Here is a 19894-nt window from a genome sequence, read left to right on the forward strand (position 1 = left end):
GACATGGGACTCGAAGAAAAGCTGCCGAGCGGATTCCTGCTGACCACCGTCGAGCAGGCCGCGGGCTGGGTGCGCAAGGCGTCCGTCTTCCCCGCCACCTTCGGCCTCGCCTGCTGCGCCATCGAGATGATGACCACCGGCGCCGGCCGCTACGACCTGGCCCGCTTCGGCATGGAGGTCTTCCGCGGCTCACCCCGCCAGGCCGACCTCATGATCGTCGCCGGCCGGGTCAGCCAGAAGATGGCGCCGGTGCTCAGGCAGGTCTACGACCAGATGCCCAACCCCAAGTGGGTGATCTCCATGGGCGTCTGCGCGTCCTCGGGCGGCATGTTCAACAACTACGCGATCGTCCAGGGCGTCGACCACATCGTCCCCGTCGACATCTACCTGCCGGGCTGCCCGCCGCGCCCCGAGATGCTGATGGACGCGATCCTCAAGCTCCACCAGAAGATCCAGACCTCCAAGCTCGGCGTCAACGCCGAGGAGGCTGCCCGCGAGGCGGAGGAGGCGGCGCTCAAGGCCCTGCCCACGATCGAGATGAAGGGGCTGCTGCGGTGAGCGACGCGAACGGCCACAACGGGGTCAACCCCGAGAAGGACCTGGCCGCCGACAACCTCCCGGGCCAGCGCGGCCAGGGCGGTGAGGAGATCCGCGTCCAGCGCGGCATGTTCGGCGCCAACAACGGCGGCGACACCTCCGGCTACGGCGGGCTGGTCCGCTCGGTCCGGCTCCCGGGACCGGCCACCCGCCCCTACGGCGGCTGGTTCGACGAGGTCGCCGACGAGCTGGAGGGCGCCCTGGAGGAACAGGGCCTCCTGCCCGAGAACGCCATCGAGAAGACGGTCGTCGACCGCGGCGAGCTCACCTTCCACATCGAACGCGAGCACCTGCAGCGCGTCGCCCGCACCCTGCGCGACGACCCGGCCCTGCGCTTCGAACTGTGCACCGGCGTCAGCGGCGTCCACTACCTGCACGACAAGGGCCGCGAGCTGCACGCCGTCTACCACCTGCGCTCGATCACCCACAACCGGCTGATCCGCCTGGAGGTCAGCGCCCCCGACGCCGACCCGCACATCCCGTCCCTGGTCTCCGTCTATCCGACCAACGACTGGCACGAGCGCGAGACCTACGACTTCTTCGGGATCGTCTTCGACGGTCACCCGGCCCTGACGCGGATCATGATGCCGGACGACTGGCAGGGCCATCCGCAGCGCAAGGACTACCCCCTCGGCGGCATCCCCGTCGAGTACAAGGGCGCCCAGATCCCGGCTCCGGACCAGCGGAGGTCGTACTCATGAGCACGCAGCACGCAACTCCGCGGGAGACCACCGAGGGCACCGTATATACGGTCACCGGCGGCGACTGGGACGAGATCGTCCAGTCCGCGGCCCGCGCCGACGACGAACGCATCGTCGTCAACATGGGTCCCCAGCACCCGTCCACCCATGGAGTGCTCCGCCTCATCCTGGAGATCGACGGCGAGACGGTCACCGAGGCCCGCTGCGGCATCGGCTACCTGCACACCGGCATCGAGAAGAACCTCGAGTTCCGCACGTGGACGCAGGGCACCACGTTCGTGACGCGCATGGACTACCTGACGTCCTTCTTCAACGAGACCGCCTACTGCCTCGCCGTCGAGAAGCTCCTCGGCATCGAGGACGAGATCACCGAGCGCGCCGAGATCATCCGGGTGCTCCTGATGGAGCTGAACCGGCTCTCCTCCCACCTGGTGTGCATCGCCACCGGCGGCATGGAACTCGGCGCCACCACGATCATGATCTACGGCTTCCGTGATCGTGAAATGATTCTCGATCTCTACGAACTCATCACCGGCCTGCGGATGAACCACGCGTACATCCGCCCCGGCGGCCTCGCCCAGGACCTGCCGCCCGGTGCGGTCGACCAGATCCGCGAGTTCGTGAAGAAGATGCGCAAGAACCTCCCGGAGTACGACAAGCTCGCCACCGGGAACCCCATCTTCAAGGCCCGCATGCAGGACATCGGCTACCTCGACCTGGCCGGCTGCATGGCCCTCGGCGCCACCGGCCCGATCCTGCGCGCCGCCGGCCTGCCGCACGACCTGCGCAAGGCACAGCCGTACTGCGGCTACGAGACGTACGACTTCGAGATCCCGACCGCCGACACCTGCGACGCCTACGGCCGCTTCCTGGTCCGCCTGGAGGAGATGCGCCAGTCGCTCGGGATCGTCGAGCAGTGCCTGGACCGGCTCCAGCCCGGACCGGTCATGGTCGCCGACAAGAAGATCGCCTGGCCCGCCCAGCTCGCCCTCGGGCCGGACGGACTCGGCAACTCCCTCGACCACATCAAGAAGATCATGGGCACCTCCATGGAGGCCCTGATCCACCACTTCAAGCTGGTCACCGAGGGCTTCCGGGTCCCGCCGGGCCAGGCCTACGCGGCCGTCGAGTCACCCAAGGGCGAACTCGGCGTGCACGCCGTGTCCGACGGCGGCACCCGCCCCTACCGGGTCCACTTCCGCGACCCGTCCTTCACCAACCTGCAGGCCATGGCGGCGATGTGCGAGGGCGGCCAGGTCGCCGACGTCATCGTCGCCGTGGCGTCCATCGACCCCGTGATGGGAGGCGTCGACCGGTGACCACCTCTTCTTCGGAGCGCGGTGTCAGCCTGGGCATGCCCGAGCTGCCCGCGCCCGCCTACCCGGACGACGTCCGGGCCCGCCTGGAGGCGGACGCGCGCGACATCGTCGCCCGCTACCCCGACTCCCGGTCCGCCCTGCTGCCGTTGCTGCACCTCGTGCAGGCGGAGGAGGGGCACGTCACGCGCACCGGGATGCAGTTCTGCGCGGACGTCCTGGAGCTGACCACGGCCGAGGTCACCGCCGTCGCCACCTTCTACACCATGTACCGGCGCAAGCCCTCCGGCGACTACCAGGTGGGCGTCTGCACCAACACGCTGTGCGCGGTGATGGGCGGCGACGCGATCTTCGAGACCCTCCAGGAGCACCTGGGCGTCGGCAACGGCGAGACCACCGGCGACGGCAAGGTCACCCTGGAGCACATCGAGTGCAACGCGGCCTGCGACTTCGCGCCCGTCGTGATGGTCAACTGGGAGTTCTTCGACAACCAGACTCCGGCGAGCGCCAAGCGCCTGGTCGACGACCTGCGCGCGGGCCGGGACGTCGAGCCCACGCGCGGCGCCCGGCTGTGCACCTTCAAGGAGACCGCGCGGATCCTGGCCGGCTTCCCCGACGAGCGGCCCGGGGCCGTCGAGGAGAGCGGCAGTGCGGGACCCGCGTCGCTGGTGGGCCTCCGCCTGGCAAGGGGTGAGGCAGCACCCGCGCGTGTGGTCCATCCGCGCGGAGGTCCGCAGGAGGCGCAGGACCGGCCGGTGCACCGGCCGTCCCCGGCCGAGCACCTCAGTTCCCACGACGCACCGCAGGAGACCTCGGCCTCCGACCCGTCGCACCCGGCAGGGCCTGCCGCCGAGGAGGGGGAGTGATGACGGTGGTACCCGACCTCAAGGACACCAGCCCCGAGAAGCTGCTCGCACCCGTGCTGTCGGCCTTCTGGGACGAGGACCGGTCCTGGACGCTCGACGTCTACCGAAGGCACGAGGGATACGAGGGGCTCCGCAAGGCGCTCGCCATGTCGCCGGACGACCTGATCGCCTATGTCAAGGAGTCCGGACTGCGCGGCCGCGGCGGCGCGGGGTTCCCCACCGGGATGAAGTGGCAGTTCATCCCGCAGGGAGACGGCAAACCGCACTATCTAGTTGTCAACGCCGACGAATCGGAGCCCGGGACCTGCAAGGACATCCCGCTCCTCTTCGCCAACCCGCACAGCCTCATCGAGGGCATCGTGATCGCGTGCTACGCCATCCGGTCGTCGCATGCCTTCATCTATCTGCGTGGTGAAGTCGTCCCCGTCCTGCGGCGGTTGCACGAGGCCGTGCGCGAGGCCTACGCGGCCGGCTACCTCGGCGAGAACATCCTCGGCAGCGGACTCGATCTCACCCTCACCGTGCACGCCGGCGCCGGCGCGTACATCTGCGGTGAGGAGACCGCACTGCTCGACTCGCTCGAAGGCCGCCGCGGTCAACCGCGGCTGCGTCCCCCCTTCCCGGCTGTCGAAGGGCTCTATGCCTGCCCGACTGTTGTGAACAACGTGGAGTCCATCGCCTCGGTTCCCGCCATCCTGCACAAGGGCAAGGAATGGTTCAGGTCGATGGGGAGCGAGAAGTCGCCCGGCTTCACGCTCTACTCCCTCAGCGGCCACGTCGCGAGCCCCGGCCAGTACGAGGCACCGCTCGGCATCACCCTGCGCCAGCTCCTCGACATGAGCGGCGGGATGCGCACCGGCCACCGCCTGAAGTTCTGGACCCCGGGCGGCTCCTCGACGCCGATGTTCACCGACGAGCACCTCGACGTCCCCCTCGACTACGAAGGAGTGGGCGCCGCGGGTTCCATGCTCGGCACCAAAGCACTCCAGTGCTTCGACGAGACCACCTGCGTCGTCCGCGCCGTCACCCGCTGGACCGAGTTCTACGCCCACGAGTCCTGCGGCAAGTGCACCCCCTGCCGCGAAGGCACCTACTGGCTGGTGCAGCTGCTGCGCGACATCGAGGCCGGCAAGGGCGTCATGTCCGACCTCGACAAGCTGAACGACATCGCCGACAACATCAACGGCAAGTCCTTCTGCGCCCTCGGCGACGGCGCAGCGTCCCCGATCTTCTCCTCGCTCAAGTACTTCCGCGAGGAGTACGAACAGCACATCACGGGCCGGGGCTGCCCCTTCGACCCGGCCAAGTCGACGGCCTGGGCGGACCGCCCGGAGGTGAACGCATGACCGTGACCACGAGTTCCCCCTCCTCGGGGGGAACGGCGGCGGTCCCGCCGGAGGACCTCGTCACGCTGACGATCGACGGCATCGAGATCAGCGTGCCCAAGGGCACCCTGGTCATCCGCGCCGCCGAACAGCTCGGCATCGAGATCCCGCGCTTCTGCGACCACCCCCTGCTCGACCCGGCCGGCGCCTGCCGCCAGTGCATCGTCGAGGTCGAGGGCCAGCGCAAGCCCATGGCCTCCTGCACGATCACCTGTACGGACGGCATGGTGGTGAAGACTCACCTCACCTCGCCCGTCGCCGAGAAGGCCCAGCACGGCGTGATGGAGCTGCTGCTCATCAACCACCCGCTGGACTGCCCGGTCTGCGACAAGGGCGGCGAGTGCCCGCTGCAGAACCAGGCGATGTCGCACGGCAACGCCGAGTCCCGCTTCGACGGCCGCAAACGCACCTACGAGAAGCCCGTCCCGATCTCCACCCAGGTACTCCTGGACCGCGAGCGGTGCGTGCTGTGCGCACGCTGCACCCGCTTCTCCAACCAGGTCGCCGGCGACCCGATGATCGAACTCCTGGAGCGCGGCGCGCTGCAGCAGGTCGGCACCGGCGAGGGTGACCCGTTCGAGTCGTACTTCTCCGGGAACACCATCCAGATCTGCCCGGTCGGCGCCCTGACCTCGGCGGCGTATCGCTTCCGCTCCCGGCCCTTCGACCTGATCTCCTCGCCGTCCGTGTGCGAGCACTGCTCGGGCGGCTGCGCCACCCGCACCGACCACCGGCGCGGCAAGGTCATGCGGCGGCTCGCCGCCAACGACCCCGAGGTCAACGAGGAGTGGATCTGCGACAAGGGACGCTTCGCGTTCCGGTACACACAGCAGAAGGACCGCCTGGAGACCCCGCTGGTCCGCAACGCCCAGGGCGTGCTCGAACCCGCCTCCTGGCCGGAGGCCCTCGAGGTGGCCGCCCAGGGGCTCGCCGCCGCCCGCTCCCGGGCCGGAGTTCTCGCGGGCGGCCGGCTCACCGTCGAGGACGCCTACGCGTACAGCAAGTTCGCGCGCGTGGCCCTCGACACCAACGACATCGACTTCCGTGCGCGCGTGCACAGCAGCGAGGAGGCCGACTTCCTCGCCGCCCGGGTCGCCGGCCGCGGCCGGGACCTCGACGGTACGGGCGTCACGTACACCTCCCTGGAGAAGGCGCCCGCCGTCCTGCTGGTCGGGTTCGAGTCGGAGGAGGAGGCCCCCGGCGTCTTCCTGCGGCTGCGCAAGGCCTGGCGCAAGCACAAGCAGCAGGTGTTCTCCCTCGCCACGTACGCCACACGCGGGCTGGAGAAGTCCGGCGGCACGCTGCTGCCGGCCGCACCCGGCACCGAGACCGAGTGGCTGGACGCCCTCGCGAGCGGCGTAGGCCTGGAGGAGCCCGGCACCCGGGCCGCCGAGGCGCTGCGCGCCGACGGCGCGGTGATCGTCGTGGGCGAGCGGCTGGCGTCGGTCGCCGGCGGCCTCACCGCCGCCGTACGGGCCGCCACCGCCACCGGCGCCCAGCTGGTGTGGATCCCCCGCCGGGCCGGTGAGCGCGGCGCGATCGAGGCCGGTGCGCTGCCGTCGCTGCTGCCGGGCGGCCGTCCGGCCACCGACCCACGCGCGCGTGAGGAGGTCGCCGCCGCCTGGGGCGTCCTGGAACTCCCGCTCCGCTACGGCCGCGACACCGGCCAGATCGTCGAGGCCGCCGCCCGCGGCGAACTCGCCGCCCTGGTGGTCGCCGGCGTCGAGGTCGCCGACCTGCCCGACCCCACGCGCGCGCGTGCGGCACTCGAAGCCGTCGGCTTCCTGGTCTCGCTGGAGCTGCGGCCCAGCGAGGTCACCGAACACGCCGACGTCGTCCTGCCGGTCGCCGCGGTCGCCGAGAAGGCCGGCACCTTCCTCAACTGGGAGGGCAGGGCACGCCTCTTCGAGGCCGCGCTCAAGCCCGAGCAGATGACCCGGCGGCTCCCGCCCACCGACGCGCGCGTGCTGCAGATGCTCGCCGACGCCATGGACATCCACCTCGGCCTGCCCGACCTGCGCACCGCGCGCGCGGAACTGGACCGCCTCGGCGCCTGGGACGGCCCCAGGGCCTCCGAACCGATGGAGACGGCGGCATCACTGCCCCGGCCCGCGGCCGGGGAGGCCGTGCTCGCCGGGCACCGGCTCCTCCTCGACCAAGGTGTCCTCCAGGACGGCGACGAGGCACTGGCAGGCACCCGGCACGCCGCCCACGCGCGCGTGTCCGCGGCGACCGCCGCCGAGGCCGGCGTCGACAACGGCGGCATCCTCGCCGTCACCACGGGCTCCGGCACCGTCGAACTCCCGCTCAAGATCACCGAGATGCCCGACCGCGTGGTCTGGCTCCCGCTGAACTCGGCCGGCGGCGGCGTCGCCTCCGACACCGGGGCGCTGCCCGGCTCCCTCGTCCGCATCGGCCCGGCGGCCAACGCCGGTGAGGCACCCAAGGAGGTGGAGGCATGAGCCCGTTCCTCGCCGCTGAAGACCTCTCCATGTTCGGCCGCGACCCCTGGTGGCTGGTCGTCATCAAGGCGGTCTTCTGCTTCGCCTTCCTGATGGTGACCGTGCTGATCTCCATCGTGATGGAGCGCAAGGTCGTCGCCTGGATGCAGCTGCGCATCGGCCCCAACCGGCACGGCCCCTGGGGCATGCTCCAGTCGCTCGCCGACGGCATCAAGCTGATGCTCAAGGAAGACGTCGTCGTCAAACGCGCCGACAAGGTCGTCTACGTCCTCGCGCCGATCGTCGCGGCCATCCCGGCGTTCATGGCCATCGCGGTCATCCCGTTCGGCCCGGCCGACAACGAGATCTCCATCTTCGGCCACCGCACCACGATGCAGCTCACCGACCTGCCGATCGCGATGCTCTACGTCCTCGCGGTCGCCTCCGTCGGCATCTACGGCATCGTCCTCGCCGGCTGGAGCTCCGGTTCCACCTACCCGCTCCTCGGCGGCCTGCGCTCCTGCGCCCAGATGATCTCCTACGAGATCGCCATGGGCGCCGCGTTCGCCTCCGTGTTCCTGTACTCCGGGTCGATGTCGACGTCCACGATCGTCGACCAGCAGCAGGGCCGCTGGTACATCCTGCTGCTGCCGGTCTCGTTCATCCTCTACGTCGTCACCATGATCGGCGAGACCAACCGCGCCCCGTTCGACATGCCCGAGTCCGAGGGCGACCTGGTCGGCGGCTTCAACACCGAGTACTCGTCGATCAAGTTCGCGATGTTCATGCTCGCCGAGTACGTCAACATGGTGACGGTCTCGGCCGTGTCGACCACCCTGTTCCTCGGCGGCTGGCGGGCCCCCTGGCCGATCAGCACCGTCTGGGCGGGCGCCAACCACGGCTGGTGGCCGATGCTCTGGTTCGTCGCCAAGGTCGTCCTGCTGCTGTTCGGCTTCGTCTGGGTACGCGGCACCCTCCCGCGCGTGCGCTACGACCAGCTGATGAAGCTCGGCTGGAAGGTCCTCATCCCGGTCTCCGTCGTCTGGCTGATGCTCGTCGCGACGGTGCGGACCCTGCGCAACCAGAACTACGACTTCGCCGACATCGCCCTCTACGTCGGCGGCGGAGTCCTCGCCCTGCTCCTGCTGTCCTTCGTCGTCGACATCTTCCGCGACAAGGGCAAGGAGGCCGCGCAGCCCGCCGCCGAACCGGCCGTGTTCGACCCGATGGCGGGCGGCTTCCCCGTACCGCCGCTGCCCGGACAGGAACTGCCGCCGGTGCCCCGGCGCAGCCCCCGCCGGGAGCGGGAGCTGATTGTCAGTGGCGGACCGGACACTGTCAGTGACGGATCTACGGATGGAAAGGAGGCGTCCGATGGCTGAGGAGCCCAAGGAGACCAAGCCCGGTTTCCAGAACCCCGTGGCCGGCTTCGGCGTGACCTTCAAGGCCATGTTCAAGAAGCGGCTGACCGAGCAGTACCCGGAGCAGAAGAAGACCACGGCTCCGCGGTTCCACGGACGGCACCAGCTCAACCGCCATCCGGACGGCCTGGAGAAGTGCGTCGGCTGCGAGCTGTGCGCCTGGGCCTGCCCCGCCGACGCCATCTACGTGGAAGGCGCCGACAACACCGACGAGGAGCGTTACTCGCCGGGCGAGCGCTACGGCCGCGTCTACCAGATCAACTACGCCCGCTGCATCCTGTGCGGCCTGTGCATCGAGGCGTGCCCCACGCGCGCGCTCACGATGACCAACGAGTTCGAACTGGCCGACAGCAGCCGCGCCAACCTCATCTTCACCAAGGAACAGCTCCTCGCCGGCCTCGAAGAGGGCATGGTCGACACGCCGCACGCGATCTTCCCGGGGACCGACGAACAGGACTACTACCGGGGCCTGGTCACCGAGGCCGCGCCCGGGACCGTGCGCCAGGTGGCCGTCTCCAAGGGCGAGAAGCCCGAGGAGCAGGAACGGGAGGTGGACGCATGAGCCCGCAGCTCGCCGCCTACGCCACCTCCACCGGCGAGGCCTTCCAGTTCTGGGTCCTCGGCACCGTCGCCGTGATCGGCGCCCTGTCCACCGTCTTCATGAAGAGGGCCGTGCACAGCGCGCTGTCGCTCGCCGGAACCATGATCGTCCTGGCGGTGTTCTACCTCGCCAACGGCGCCTACTTCCTCGGCATCGTGCAGATCGTCGTCTACACCGGCGCGATCATGATGCTGTTCCTCTTCGTGGTGATGCTGGTCGGCGTGACCGCCGCCGACTCCCTGAAGGAGACCATCAAGGGCCAGCGCTGGCTGGCCCTTCTGTGCGGGCTCGGCTTCGGCGTCCTGCTCCTCGCGGGCATCGCCAACGCTTCCCTGAAGGACTTCGCGGGCACCGGCCAGGCCAACGCCAACGGCAACGTGGAGGGCCTCGCCGCCCTCATCTTCACCAAGTACGTGTTCGCCTTCGAAATCACCGGCGCGCTGCTCATCACCGCCGCGATCGGCGCCATGGTGCTCACCCACCGGGAGCGCACCGAGCGCGCCAAGACCCAGCGCGAGCAGTCCGAGCAGCGCGTCCGCGACGGCAAGCACCTGCCGCCGCTGCCCGCCCCCGGCGTCTACGCCCGGCACAACGCCGTGGACATCGCCGGCCTGCTCCCCGACGGCACCCCGTCCGAGCTCACCGTCAGCAAGACGCTTCGCGACCGCGGCCAGATCCGTGACGTGTCCGCCGAGGCGCTCGGTGACCTGCGGGCCCTGGAACAGCGCTCCGAGGAACGGCTGGAGCGGACCCCGGTCGAGCCCGCGCACTTCAAGCGCAGCGAGGAGGCGTCGAAGTGAATCCCGTCTACTACCTCTACCTCGCCGCCCTGTTGTTCACGATCGGCGCCACCGGTGTGCTGATCAGACGGAACGCGATCGTCGTCTTCATGTGCATCGAGCTCATGCTGAACGCCTGCAACCTCGCGTTCGTCGTCTTCTCCCGGATGCACGGCAATCTCGACGGCCAGATCATCGCCTTCTTCACGATGGTCGTCGCCGCCGCGGAGGTCGTGGTCGGGCTCGCGATCATCGTGTCGCTGTTCCGTACCCGCCACTCGGCCTCGGTCGACGACGCCAGCCTGATGAAGCTGTAAGGGGTCGCTGAATCGTGGAGAACCTGATTGCGCTGCTGATCGCGGCGCCCCTGCTCGGAGCGGCCGTCCTGCTCGTCGGCGGCCGCCGGCTGGACGCCGTAGGCCACTGGATCGGCACGCTCCTGTCGACGACGTCCTTCGTGTTCGGCGTCATCCTCTTCGCCGACCTGCTCGGCAAGAACCCCGAGCACCGCACCCTGATGCAGCACCTGTACACCTGGGTGCCGGTGGAGGGCTTCCAGGCGGACGTCACCTTCCGGCTCGACCAGCTGTCCATGACGTTCGTCCTGCTGATCACCGGCGTCGGCTCGCTCATCCACCTGTACTCCGTGGGGTACATGGAGCACGACGAGCGCCGCCGCCGCTTCTTCGGCTACCTCAACCTGTTCCTCGCGGCGATGCTGCTGCTCGTCCTCGCCGACAACTACCTGCTGCTGTACGTCGGCTGGGAGGGCGTCGGTCTCGCCTCGTACCTGCTGATCGGCTTCTGGCAGCACAAGCCCAGCGCGGCGACCGCGGCCAAGAAGGCCTTCATCGTCAACCGTGTCGGCGACATGGGCCTGTCGATCGCGATCATGCTGATGTTCACGACGTTCGGCACCTTCGCCTTCGGCCCGGTCCTCAGCCAGGCCACCGACGCCTCCGAGGGCAGGCTCACCGCGATCGGCCTCATGCTGCTCCTCGCCGCCTGCGGCAAGTCCGCCCAGGTGCCGCTGCAGTCCTGGCTCGGGGACGCCATGGAAGGCCCCACCCCGGTCTCCGCCCTCATCCACGCGGCGACCATGGTGACCGCGGGCGTCTACCTCATCGTCCGCTCCGGAGCGATCTTCAACGCGGCCCCCGACGCCCAGTTGGTCGTCACCGTCGTCGGCGCCGTCACTCTCCTCTTCGGTGCGATCGTCGGTTGCGCCAAGGACGACATCAAGAAGGCCCTCGCCGGCTCGACCATGTCCCAGATCGGCTACATGGTGCTCGCCGCCGGTCTCGGCCCGATCGGCTACGTCTTCGCGATCATGCACCTGGTGACGCACGGCTTCTTCAAGGCCGGTCTCTTCCTCGGTGCCGGCTCCGTCATGCACGGCATGAACGACGAGGTCGACATGCGCAAGTACGGCGGCCTGCGCACGTACATGCCGGTCACCTTCATCACCTTCGGCCTCGGCTACCTCGCCATCATCGGCTTCCCGGGCCTGTCCGGCTTCTTCTCCAAGGACAAGATCATCGAGGCGGCGTTCGCCAAGGGCGGCACCGAGGGCTGGATCCTCGGCACCTGCGCCCTGGTCGGCGCGGCCATCACCGCCTTCTACATGACGCGCGTGATGCTGATGACGTTCTTCGGCGAGAAGCGCTGGCAGCCCGACGAGCACGGCCACGAGCCGCACCCGCACGAGTCCCCGAAGGTCATGACCATCCCGATGATCGTCCTGGCGGTCGGCTCGGTCCTCGCCGGCGGCTTCTTCAGCATCGGCGACCGCTTCCTGCACTGGCTGGAGCCGATCACCGGCCACAGCGAGGGCGACTCCCCGATCAGCGCGGGCGTCGTCACCGGCGCCACCATGGTCTGCCTGATCATCGGCGTCGGCATCGCCTACCTCCAGTACGGCCGCCGCCCCGTCCCCGCCGTCGCCCCGCGTGGCTCGCTGCTCACCCGCGCGGCCCGCCGCGACCTCCTCCAGGACGACTTCAACCACGTCGTCCTGGTCCGCGGCGGCGAACACCTCACCCGCTCCCTTGTATATGTCGACCACACCCTGGTTGACGGCGTCGTCAACGGCACGGCGGCAGGCTTCGGCGGGCTCTCCGGCCGGCTGCGCAAACTGCAGAACGGCTACGCGCGCTCGTACGCGGTCTCGATGTTCGGCGGCGCGGCCCTCCTGGTCGCCGCGACCCTGCTGATGAGGGCGGTCTGATACCGATGTCCTTTCCCCTGCTGACAGCGACGGCGGTCCTCCCGGCCGTCGGGGCGGTCGCCACGGCCGCCGTACCGGCCGCCCGGCGCACCGCCGCCAAATGGCTCGCGCTGCTGGTCTCGCTCGCCACCCTCGTCCTGGCGATCGTCGTCATGGTCCGCTTCGATCCCGGCGGCGCCCGCTACCAGCTCACCGAATCCCACGCCTGGATCAGCGACTTCGGCGTCCGGTACGAACTGGGCGTCGACGGCATCGCGGTCGCCCTGATCGCACTGACCGCCCTGCTGATGCCGTTCATCATCCTGGCCGGCTGGCACGACGCCGACCCGCTGGAGACCGGCAGCAAGCGGTGGCGGCCCACCCAGGGCTTCTTCGCCCTGATCCTGGCCGTCGAGGCGATGGTGATCATCTCCTTCGAGGCCACCGACGTCTTCCTCTTCTACATCTTCTTCGAAGCCATGCTCATCCCGATGTACTTCCTCATCGGCGGCTTCGGGGACCACGCCCACGCACAGGGCGAGGAGGCCGCGTCGACACAACGGTCGTACGCCGCCGTGAAGTTCCTCCTCTACAACCTCGTCGGCGGCCTGATCATGCTCGCCGCGGTGATCGGCCTCTACACGGTCTCCGGGAACTTCTCCCTCGCCGAGATCGCGCAGGCCCGCGCCAACGGCACGCTGCACATGGCCACCGGCACCGAACGCTGGCTGTTCCTCGGCTTCTTCTTCGCCTTCGCGGTGAAGGCGCCGCTGTGGCCGCTGCACACCTGGCTGCCCAACGCCATGCAGGAGTCCACCGCCCCCGTCGCCGTCCTCATCACCGCGGTCGTCGACAAGGTGGGCACGTTCGCGATGCTCCGCTTCTGCCTCCAGCTCTTCCCGGAGGCCTCGAAGTGGGCGACACCCACCATCCTGGTCCTCGCCCTGATCAGCATCATCTACGGCGCACTGCTCGCCGTGGGACAGCGCGACATCAAGCGGCTGGTCGCATACGCGTCCATCTCCCACTTCGGGTTCATCATCCTGGGCATCTTCGCGATGACCAGCCAGGGCCAGTCCGGCGCCACCCTCTACATGGTCAACCACGGCATCTCCACCGCCGCGCTGATGCTGGTCGCCGGCTTCCTGATCTCCCGGCGCGGCTCCCGGCTCATCGCCGACTACGGCGGTGTGCAGAAGGTCGCCCCGGTACTCGCCGGCACCTTCCTGATCGGCGGCCTGGCCACCCTGTCCCTGCCCGGCCTCGCACCCTTCGTCAGCGAATTCCTCGTCCTGGTCGGCACGTTCACGCGCTACCCGGTCATCGGGATCATCGCCACCTTCGGCATCGTCCTCGCCGCGCTCTACACCCTCGTCCTCTACCAGCGGACGATGACGGGCCCGGTGAAACCGGCGGTCTCCGCGATGCCCGACCTCAAGGCACGCGAACTCGTCGTGGTCGCCCCGCTGATCGTCCTGCTGATCTTCCTGGGCGTCTACCCGAAGCCCGTCACGGACATCGTCAACCCGGCGGTCAAACAGACCATGTCGGACGTACACAAGACCGACCCCAAGCCCGCAGTGGAGGCGGCCAAGTGAGCGCAGTAGCCGTCCACAGCCTGTGGACAACCGCAGCCGAACCGATCTCGAAGATCCCGGCGCCGAAGATCGAATACGGGCAGTTGTCGCCCACCCTGATCGTCGTCGGCGCGGCGATCGTCGGAGTGCTGGTCGAAGCGTTCGTGCCGCGCAAGTCCCGTTACTACGCCCAGGTGTTCGTCTCCGCCGTGGCCCTGTGCGCCGCCTTCGCGGCAGTCGTCGCCCTGGCCGCCGACGGATACGGCACCACCAAGGCACACATCGCCGCCATGGGCGCCATCGCCGTCGACGGACCGTCCCTGTTCCTCCAGGGAACGATCCTGCTGGCCGGCCTCGTCGGCCTCTTCACCTTCGCCGAACGCCGCCTCGACCCCGAGGCCCACGGCAACCGCGTCGACTCTTTCGCCGCCCAGGCCGCCTCCGTGCCCGGCAGCGACAGCGAACAGGCCGCGGTGAAGGCCGGCTTCACCACCACCGAGGTCTTCCCGCTCCTGCTCTTCGCCGTCGCCGGCATGCTGGTGTTCCCCTCGGCCAACGACCTGCTGACGCTCTTCGTGGCCCTGGAGGTCTTCTCCCTCCCGCTCTACCTGCTGTGCGCCCTGGCCCGCCGCAAGCGCCTCATGTCGCAGGAAGCCGCCGTCAAGTACTTCCTGCTCGGCGCCTTCGCCTCCGCGTTCACCCTGTTCGGCATCGCCATGCTCTACGGCTACGCCGGCTCGGTGTCGTACGCCACCATCGCCCAGGTCGTCGACGGCACCGTCACCAACGTCGACCCGGCCCTCGCCAACACCATGGGCAACGACGCGCTGCTCCTCATCGGCGCCGCCATGGTCGTCATGGGCCTGCTCTTCAAGGTCGGCGCCGTCCCCTTCCACATGTGGACACCCGACGTCTACCAGGGCGCGCCCACCCCGGTCACCGGCTTCATGGCCGCCGCCACCAAGGTCGCCGCCTTCGGCGCTCTGCTGCGCCTCCTGTACGTCGTCCTGCCCGGCATGCGCTGGGACTGGCGGCCGGTCATGTGGGGCGTCGCGATCATCACCATGCTGGGCGGCGCGATCGTCGCCATCACCCAGACCGACATCAAGCGGCTCCTCGCCTACTCGTCGATCGCGCACGCCGGATTCATCCTCGCCGGTGTCATCGCGACCTCCAAGGACGGCGTGTCGTCGGTCCTCTTCTACCTCGCCGCCTACTCCTTCGTGACCATCGGCGCGTTCGCCGTGGTCACCCTGGTGCGCGACGCCGGCGGCGAGGCGACCCACCTGTCCAAGTGGGCCGGTCTCGGCCGCCGCTCACCCCTGGTGGCCGCCGTCTTCGCCGTCTTCCTGCTGGCCTTCGCGGGCATCCCGCTGACCTCAGGCTTCGCCGGAAAGTTCGCCGTGTTCAAGGCGGCGGCCGAGGGCGGAGCGGTCCCGCTGGTCGTGATCGGTGTGATCTCGTCCGCGATCGCCGCGTTCTTCTACATCCGCGTGATCGTCCTGATGTTCTTCAGCGAGCCGAAGCCCGAGGGACCGACGGTCGCCGTGCCGTCACCGCTCACCATGGCGGCGATCGGCCTCGGCGTGGCGGTCACCCTGGTACTCGGCGTGGCACCGCAGTACTTCCTGAACCTCGCGAGTCAGGCCGGAGTGTTCGTGCGCTGAGACACCCTGTACGGCCCTGGGCCCCGGTTCCCGCGGAGGAGCCGGGGCCCACGCGCGCGTGCGCGACTCCGGACCACGGGCCGGGACTACGGACACGTCACCGTGGGATTCCACGACGCGAACAGACCGCTCGGATTGTCCTTCCAGATCCAGGCGCGCAACGTGTACACGGGCCCCATGACTCCGGGAACCGTCATCGGCCCCTGGAACGACTGCCCGAACAACGTCGGCGGGGCGCCACCGGTACCCGCCCGCACGATCCACTCCACCCCGACCAGGGCACGCCCGCCGCCCGCGTCGGTCTCGTAGAGGAGACCCGCGGGCTCGGCCGGGTCCAGACTGTCGAGACCGGCCGTCTTGATGTAGTGGTAGCCCGCGCCTCCCAGGCCCGTCCGGTCGCAGATGTCGGACCGGGCATACCCGTCCGTGACCGCGAACGGCTCGTACTGGTAGTCCGCCGTCGCCGTGTACGTCGGGGTCAGATCCGTCCACACGAACGGGTCGGGATCGGGGACGGGAGCCGCGTCGGCGGGAACCGCGGCCAGAGCGAACGGCACGGCCAGCGCCAGAACGGCGCCGGCCGTGCGGGACCTGAGAGACATCCTGATGCTCCTTGGGGCGGAAGAGGCACGCGAACGCGGCGCCTCCGTACGACACGGGCCTCCCCGATCCCGCCCGTGCAGCATCACCCACGCCTCTTCCCGGCCGCCACGCGAAGACCGCCAAAGGACTGAGGCCACCGCCGGACGGGGAACCCCGCACACCACCCCCTCCCGGGCGGCCAGCCTGTGGATAACTCCGGCGCTGTCGGTCCGGACCCCTATCGTGGAGGCAGTGGTCGAAGGACGACGTACGGGGGACACGACGATGGGCGGGACGGGCGGGACCTACGAGATGCCAGGGACGACCGAGACGCCGGGGGCGCCACAGGCGCACGGCCCGGCGGACAGCGAGGCACTGGCCACGCTGCACCGGGTCTTCGGGTACGACGCCTTCCGGGGCGAGCAGGAATCGATCATCGAACATGTGGTGGCGGGCGGCGACGCCGTCGTCCTCATGCCCACCGGCGGCGGAAAATCACTGTGCTACCAGATCCCCGCCCTGGTCAGACCCGGTACGGGCGTCGTGGTCTCACCGCTCATCGCCCTCATGCAGGACCAGGTGGACGCCCTGCGCGCCCTCGGCGTCAACGCCGGGTTCATCAACTCCACCCAGGACTTCGACGAGCGGCGCGTGGTCGAAGCCCAGTTCCTCGCGGGCGAACTCGACCTGCTCTACCTCGCCCCCGAGCGGCTCCGCCTGGACTCCACGCTCGACCTGCTCGCCCGCGGCAAGATCGCCGTCTTCGCCATCGACGAGGCGCACTGCGTCTCCCAGTGGGGCCACGACTTCCGCCCCGACTACCTCGCCCTCTCCCTCCTCGGCGAGCGCTGGCCCGACGTCCCGCGGATCGCCCTCACGGCCACCGCCACCCACGCCACCCACCAGGAGATCACCCAGCGGCTGCACATGCCGACGGCCCGGCACTTCGTGGCCAGCTTCGACCGGCCCAACATCCAGTACCGGATCGTCCCCAAGGCCGACCCCAAGAAACAGCTCCTCACCTTCCTCCGCCAGGAACACGAAGGCGACGCGGGCATCGTCTACTGCCTCTCCCGCAAGTCCGTCGAAGCAACGGCCGAGTTCCTGACCCGCAACGGCATCGACGCCGTCCCCTACCACGCCGGCCTCGACGCGGGCACCCGCGCCGCCCACCAGTCCCGCTTCCTGCGCGAGGACGGCCTGGTCGTCGTCGCCACCATCGCCTTCGGCATGGGCATCGACAAACCCGACGTCCGCTTCGTCGCCCACCTCGACCTGCCCAAATCCGTCGAGGGCTACTACCAGGAGACCGGCCGCGCCGGCCGCGACAGCCTGCCCTCCACCGCCTGGATGGCCTACGGCCTCAACGACGTCATCCAGCAGCGCAAACTCATCCAGTCCGGCGAGGGCGACGAGGCCTTCCGCCGCCGCGCCCAGGCCCACCTCGACTCGATGCTCGCCCTGTGCGAGACCGCCCAGTGCCGCCGCGGGCAACTCCTCAACTACTTCGGCCAGGACCCCGACCCCGCGGGCTGCGGCAACTGCGACACCTGCCTCACCCCGCCCGAGACCTGGGACGGCACCGTCGCCGCCCAGAAGGTCCTCTCCACCGTCGTACGACTCCAGCGCGAACGCGGGCAGAAGTTCGGTGCCGTCCAGATCGTCGACATCCTGCTCGGCAAGCGCACCGCCAAGGTCATCCAGTTCGACCACGACCAGCTGTCCGTCTTCGGCATCGGCACCGACCTCGACGAAGGCGAATGGCGGGGCGTCGTCCGGCAGCTGCTCGCCCAGGGGCTGCTCGCGGTCGAGGGCGAGTACGGCACCCTGGTGCTCACCGAGGCCAGCGGGACGGTCCTGCGGCGGGAACGCGAGGTCCCGCTGCGCAAGGAGCCGAAGAAGCAGGCGGTCTCCCGCTCGTCCGGAAGCTCCGCGTCCTCCGGCTCCTCCGGCAAGAGCAAGGCGAAGGCAGCCGTGGCAGAGCTGCCCGAAGAACTGCTCCCCGCCTTCGAGGCACTGCGCACCTGGCGCGCCGAGCAGGCCCGCGAACAGGGCGTACCCGCCTACGTGATCTTCCACGACGCCACCCTGAGGGAGATCGTCAGCCGGTGGCCCGAGTCCGTCGCCGAACTCGCCACCGTCGGCGGCGTCGGCGAGAAGAAGCTCATGACGTACGGAGAGGGCGTACTCGGGGTTCTGGCCGCCCTGAACACGCCGGCCGACGCCCCGCCGCCCGCGGCGACGGGGACCGGGGACGAGGACCACTGGCCCGAGATGGACGCGGAGCCGGAACCGGAGGACTGGATATAAGAACCGGTGGCGGTGAGGGAGCCGCCTACAGCCCCCTCGCCGCATAGGCCCTGACATCCGCGTCCGGATCGGCCGTGGCCGCGACCAGGGCCGCGCGGGCCTCGTCGGCACCGGAGTGCCGGGTCAGGGCGAGCACGGCAGCCTTGCGGACGTCGGCGTTCCGGTCGGCCAGGGACTTCGCGAGAGCCGGCACCGCCACGGCACCGTCAGCGGCACCCAGCGCCCTGGCGGCACCCACACGCACCTGCCAGGCCGGCGCGGCCAGCGCGGCCACGGCGGCCTCGGCCAGGAGCGGCGAACAGACCGGCGTCACCCAGGAGCAACACCCGCAGCACGTCGAGCGCGGCCGTCCGGACCAGGGAGTCGGCCACACCGAGCGCGTCGACGAGGGCGTCGCCCAGCGCCGGTTCGGGCGGAAGCGTCTCGACCAGCTCGCGAAGCGAGGTCGCGGCCGCAGAACGGACCCCGGCATCGGGATCGGCCGGCGCACCCGCCAGCGCCGGCCCGGCCCCCGCCGGAGCCGCCTCCGTGAGCACCGACACGGCGGTCCGGCGCACCGAGGCATCGAGGTCGGTCAAGTACGGCTCAAGAGACGCGAGCTCGGGCTCCATGCGAAAGCAGGTCTTGAACGATCGCGCTCGTGGGGAGTGGTGATCCGGTGGCCGCGACCGGCACCCTGCCCGCGGACAGCTACGCGCGCGGGGACGTGCGGGCCTGCTCGACCCACCCCGAAACCGCCTTGGCGCCGCAGCTCTGGGCGACCGCCTGCGCCTCGTCGAGGTGCTGCAGTGCCACCGGCCGGTCGCCGGTCTCGGCCGCGAGGTAGGCGAGGGCCACCAGGCCGGCGGCTTCCCCGGGCCTGAAGCCGATCTCCCGGCGCAGCGACACAGACTCGGTCAGCCGCTCACGGGCCTGTTCGAAGTAGCCCGCGTCCTTGTCGGCGAAGCCGAGATGGCGCACCGCGTAGGACATGGTCATCCGGTCGTCGACGGATTTCGCCAGCGCATACGACTGTTCGAAGTACGGTCTGCCGGTGGCGCCGTCGCCCTTCACCACCTGGTGCCAGCAGCCGACCCAGAACAACGCGTCCGCCTCACCCGAAACGTCCTCCAGCCGCCGGTACAACTCCGCCGCGCGCTCGAAGAACACCACTTCCTGGCTGTTCTCGTCGAGGCCGTTCAGAAAGCGCACGTGCAGTACCTTTCCCCGCGCCATGGAAAGTCGCGCCTCGACCGCGTCCAGCACGTCGTCGGACCGGTCCAGCGCGGACGCGTCCCCGCCGAACATCGCCGCTTCGAAAAGCTCTCCCGCCTGCACGACCCAGTCCTGCTCCTGCATCCCCGGCCCCCTGCCCTTCCCCGTCGGACGACAGCCCTGAGGCTATCTCCGTGCCTGTGCCGGGAGTCGGACAATTGTGAGGACAGCCCTCCAGCCCACCCCCACCG

General features: G+C 69.7%; 18 protein-coding genes. 14 read left to right on the forward strand and 4 right to left on the reverse strand.

Annotation, left to right across the window (positions count from 1 at the left end):
- The first annotated feature begins 3 nt into the window (after positions 1 to 3).
- Genes ACFY0P_RS00915 through nuoN form a run of 13 tightly spaced genes read left to right on the forward strand, consistent with a single transcriptional unit; the run spans position 4 to position 15557 of the window.
- Positions 4 to 558, forward strand: a complete 555-nt coding sequence (locus tag ACFY0P_RS00915; RefSeq protein WP_003998928.1) for an NADH-quinone oxidoreductase subunit B family protein — start codon at positions 4 to 6, stop codon at positions 556 to 558.
- Positions 555 to 1298 carry an NADH-quinone oxidoreductase subunit C gene (locus ACFY0P_RS00920; protein ID WP_388905856.1) on the forward strand — a complete coding sequence of 248 codons (744 nt, stop codon included), beginning with the start codon at positions 555 to 557 and terminating at the stop codon, positions 1296 to 1298. Before ACFY0P_RS00915 ends, ACFY0P_RS00920 begins: the two co-directional genes overlap by 4 nt.
- Complete coding sequence (locus ACFY0P_RS00925) at positions 1295 to 2617, forward strand: NADH-quinone oxidoreductase subunit D (RefSeq protein WP_388905858.1); 1323 nt, start codon at positions 1295 to 1297, stop codon at positions 2615 to 2617. Before ACFY0P_RS00920 ends, ACFY0P_RS00925 begins: the two co-directional genes overlap by 4 nt.
- Positions 2614 to 3480 carry an NADH-quinone oxidoreductase subunit NuoE gene (gene nuoE, locus ACFY0P_RS00930; RefSeq protein ID WP_388905861.1) on the forward strand — a complete coding sequence of 289 codons (867 nt, stop codon included), beginning with the start codon at positions 2614 to 2616 and terminating at the stop codon, positions 3478 to 3480. The genes ACFY0P_RS00925 and nuoE overlap by 4 nt, the downstream gene beginning before the upstream one ends.
- Positions 3480 to 4826 (forward strand): NADH-quinone oxidoreductase subunit NuoF, encoded by a 1347-nt coding sequence (gene nuoF / locus ACFY0P_RS00935; RefSeq protein ID WP_132890275.1) that lies wholly within the window; start codon positions 3480 to 3482, stop codon positions 4824 to 4826. Before nuoE ends, nuoF begins: the two co-directional genes overlap by 1 nt.
- Positions 4823 to 7327, forward strand: coding sequence for an NADH-quinone oxidoreductase subunit G (locus ACFY0P_RS00940; protein WP_388905864.1), 2505 nt, complete (start codon positions 4823 to 4825; stop codon positions 7325 to 7327). Before nuoF ends, ACFY0P_RS00940 begins: the two co-directional genes overlap by 4 nt.
- Entirely contained in the window at positions 7324 to 8688 is a 1365-nt protein-coding gene (nuoH, locus tag ACFY0P_RS00945; protein ID WP_388905867.1) for an NADH-quinone oxidoreductase subunit NuoH, read from the forward strand. Before ACFY0P_RS00940 ends, nuoH begins: the two co-directional genes overlap by 4 nt.
- Entirely contained in the window at positions 8681 to 9289 is a 609-nt protein-coding gene (nuoI, locus tag ACFY0P_RS00950) for an NADH-quinone oxidoreductase subunit NuoI (RefSeq protein WP_388905869.1), read from the forward strand. The genes nuoH and nuoI overlap by 8 nt, the downstream gene beginning before the upstream one ends.
- The gene (locus tag ACFY0P_RS00955; RefSeq protein WP_388905871.1) at positions 9286 to 10128 is read left to right on the forward strand and encodes an NADH-quinone oxidoreductase subunit J; all 843 of its coding nucleotides are present in this window, start codon (positions 9286 to 9288) and stop codon (positions 10126 to 10128) included. Before nuoI ends, ACFY0P_RS00955 begins: the two co-directional genes overlap by 4 nt.
- Entirely contained in the window at positions 10125 to 10424 is a 300-nt protein-coding gene (nuoK, locus tag ACFY0P_RS00960; RefSeq protein ID WP_046726439.1) for an NADH-quinone oxidoreductase subunit NuoK, read from the forward strand. The genes ACFY0P_RS00955 and nuoK overlap by 4 nt, the downstream gene beginning before the upstream one ends.
- Positions 10425 to 10438: 14 nt before the next feature.
- Entirely contained in the window at positions 10439 to 12334 is a 1896-nt protein-coding gene (gene nuoL / locus ACFY0P_RS00965; protein ID WP_388905873.1) for an NADH-quinone oxidoreductase subunit L, read from the forward strand.
- A gap of 5 nt (positions 12335 to 12339) precedes the next feature.
- Positions 12340 to 13911, forward strand: coding sequence for an NADH-quinone oxidoreductase subunit M (locus ACFY0P_RS00970; RefSeq protein WP_388905875.1), 1572 nt, complete (start codon positions 12340 to 12342; stop codon positions 13909 to 13911).
- On the forward strand, positions 13908 to 15557 hold the full coding sequence (gene nuoN / locus ACFY0P_RS00975; protein ID WP_388905877.1) for an NADH-quinone oxidoreductase subunit NuoN: 1650 nt from the start codon (positions 13908 to 13910) through the stop codon (positions 15555 to 15557). Before ACFY0P_RS00970 ends, nuoN begins: the two co-directional genes overlap by 4 nt.
- 86 nt (positions 15558 to 15643) lie before the next feature.
- On the opposite strand, the gene ACFY0P_RS00980 is transcribed toward nuoN, so the two are convergent.
- Complete coding sequence (locus ACFY0P_RS00980; RefSeq protein WP_388905880.1) at positions 15644 to 16159, reverse strand: hypothetical protein; 516 nt, start codon at positions 16157 to 16159, stop codon at positions 15644 to 15646.
- Positions 16160 to 16424: 265 nt separating this feature from the next.
- Between ACFY0P_RS00980 and recQ the strand changes: the two genes are divergently transcribed.
- Positions 16425 to 18449: a DNA helicase RecQ gene (recQ, locus tag ACFY0P_RS00985; RefSeq protein WP_388907254.1), complete on the forward strand. Its 2025-nt coding sequence runs from the start codon at positions 16425 to 16427 to the stop codon at positions 18447 to 18449.
- Positions 18450 to 18474: 25 nt separating this feature from the next.
- Here the strand turns inward: recQ and ACFY0P_RS00990 are convergent, their stop codons facing one another.
- The 3 genes from ACFY0P_RS00990 to ACFY0P_RS01000 all read right to left on the reverse strand — a co-directional run bounded on the left by ACFY0P_RS00990 (position 18475) and on the right by ACFY0P_RS01000 (position 19787).
- Positions 18475 to 18762 carry a HEAT repeat domain-containing protein gene (locus ACFY0P_RS00990; RefSeq protein ID WP_388905882.1) on the reverse strand — a complete coding sequence of 96 codons (288 nt, stop codon included), beginning with the start codon at positions 18760 to 18762 and terminating at the stop codon, positions 18475 to 18477.
- Positions 18656 to 19060 (reverse strand): HEAT repeat domain-containing protein, encoded by a 405-nt coding sequence (locus ACFY0P_RS00995; RefSeq protein WP_388905884.1) that lies wholly within the window; start codon positions 19058 to 19060, stop codon positions 18656 to 18658. Before ACFY0P_RS00995 ends, ACFY0P_RS00990 begins: the two co-directional genes overlap by 107 nt.
- A 79-nt stretch (positions 19061 to 19139) precedes the next feature.
- Entirely contained in the window at positions 19140 to 19787 is a 648-nt protein-coding gene (locus ACFY0P_RS01000) for a tetratricopeptide repeat protein (protein ID WP_388905886.1), read from the reverse strand.
- Positions 19788 to 19894 lie beyond the last annotated feature (107 nt).

The sequence above is a fragment of the Streptomyces sp. NPDC001714 genome (assembly GCF_042892755.1).
Lineage (GTDB): Bacteria > Actinomycetota > Actinomycetes > Streptomycetales > Streptomycetaceae > Streptomyces.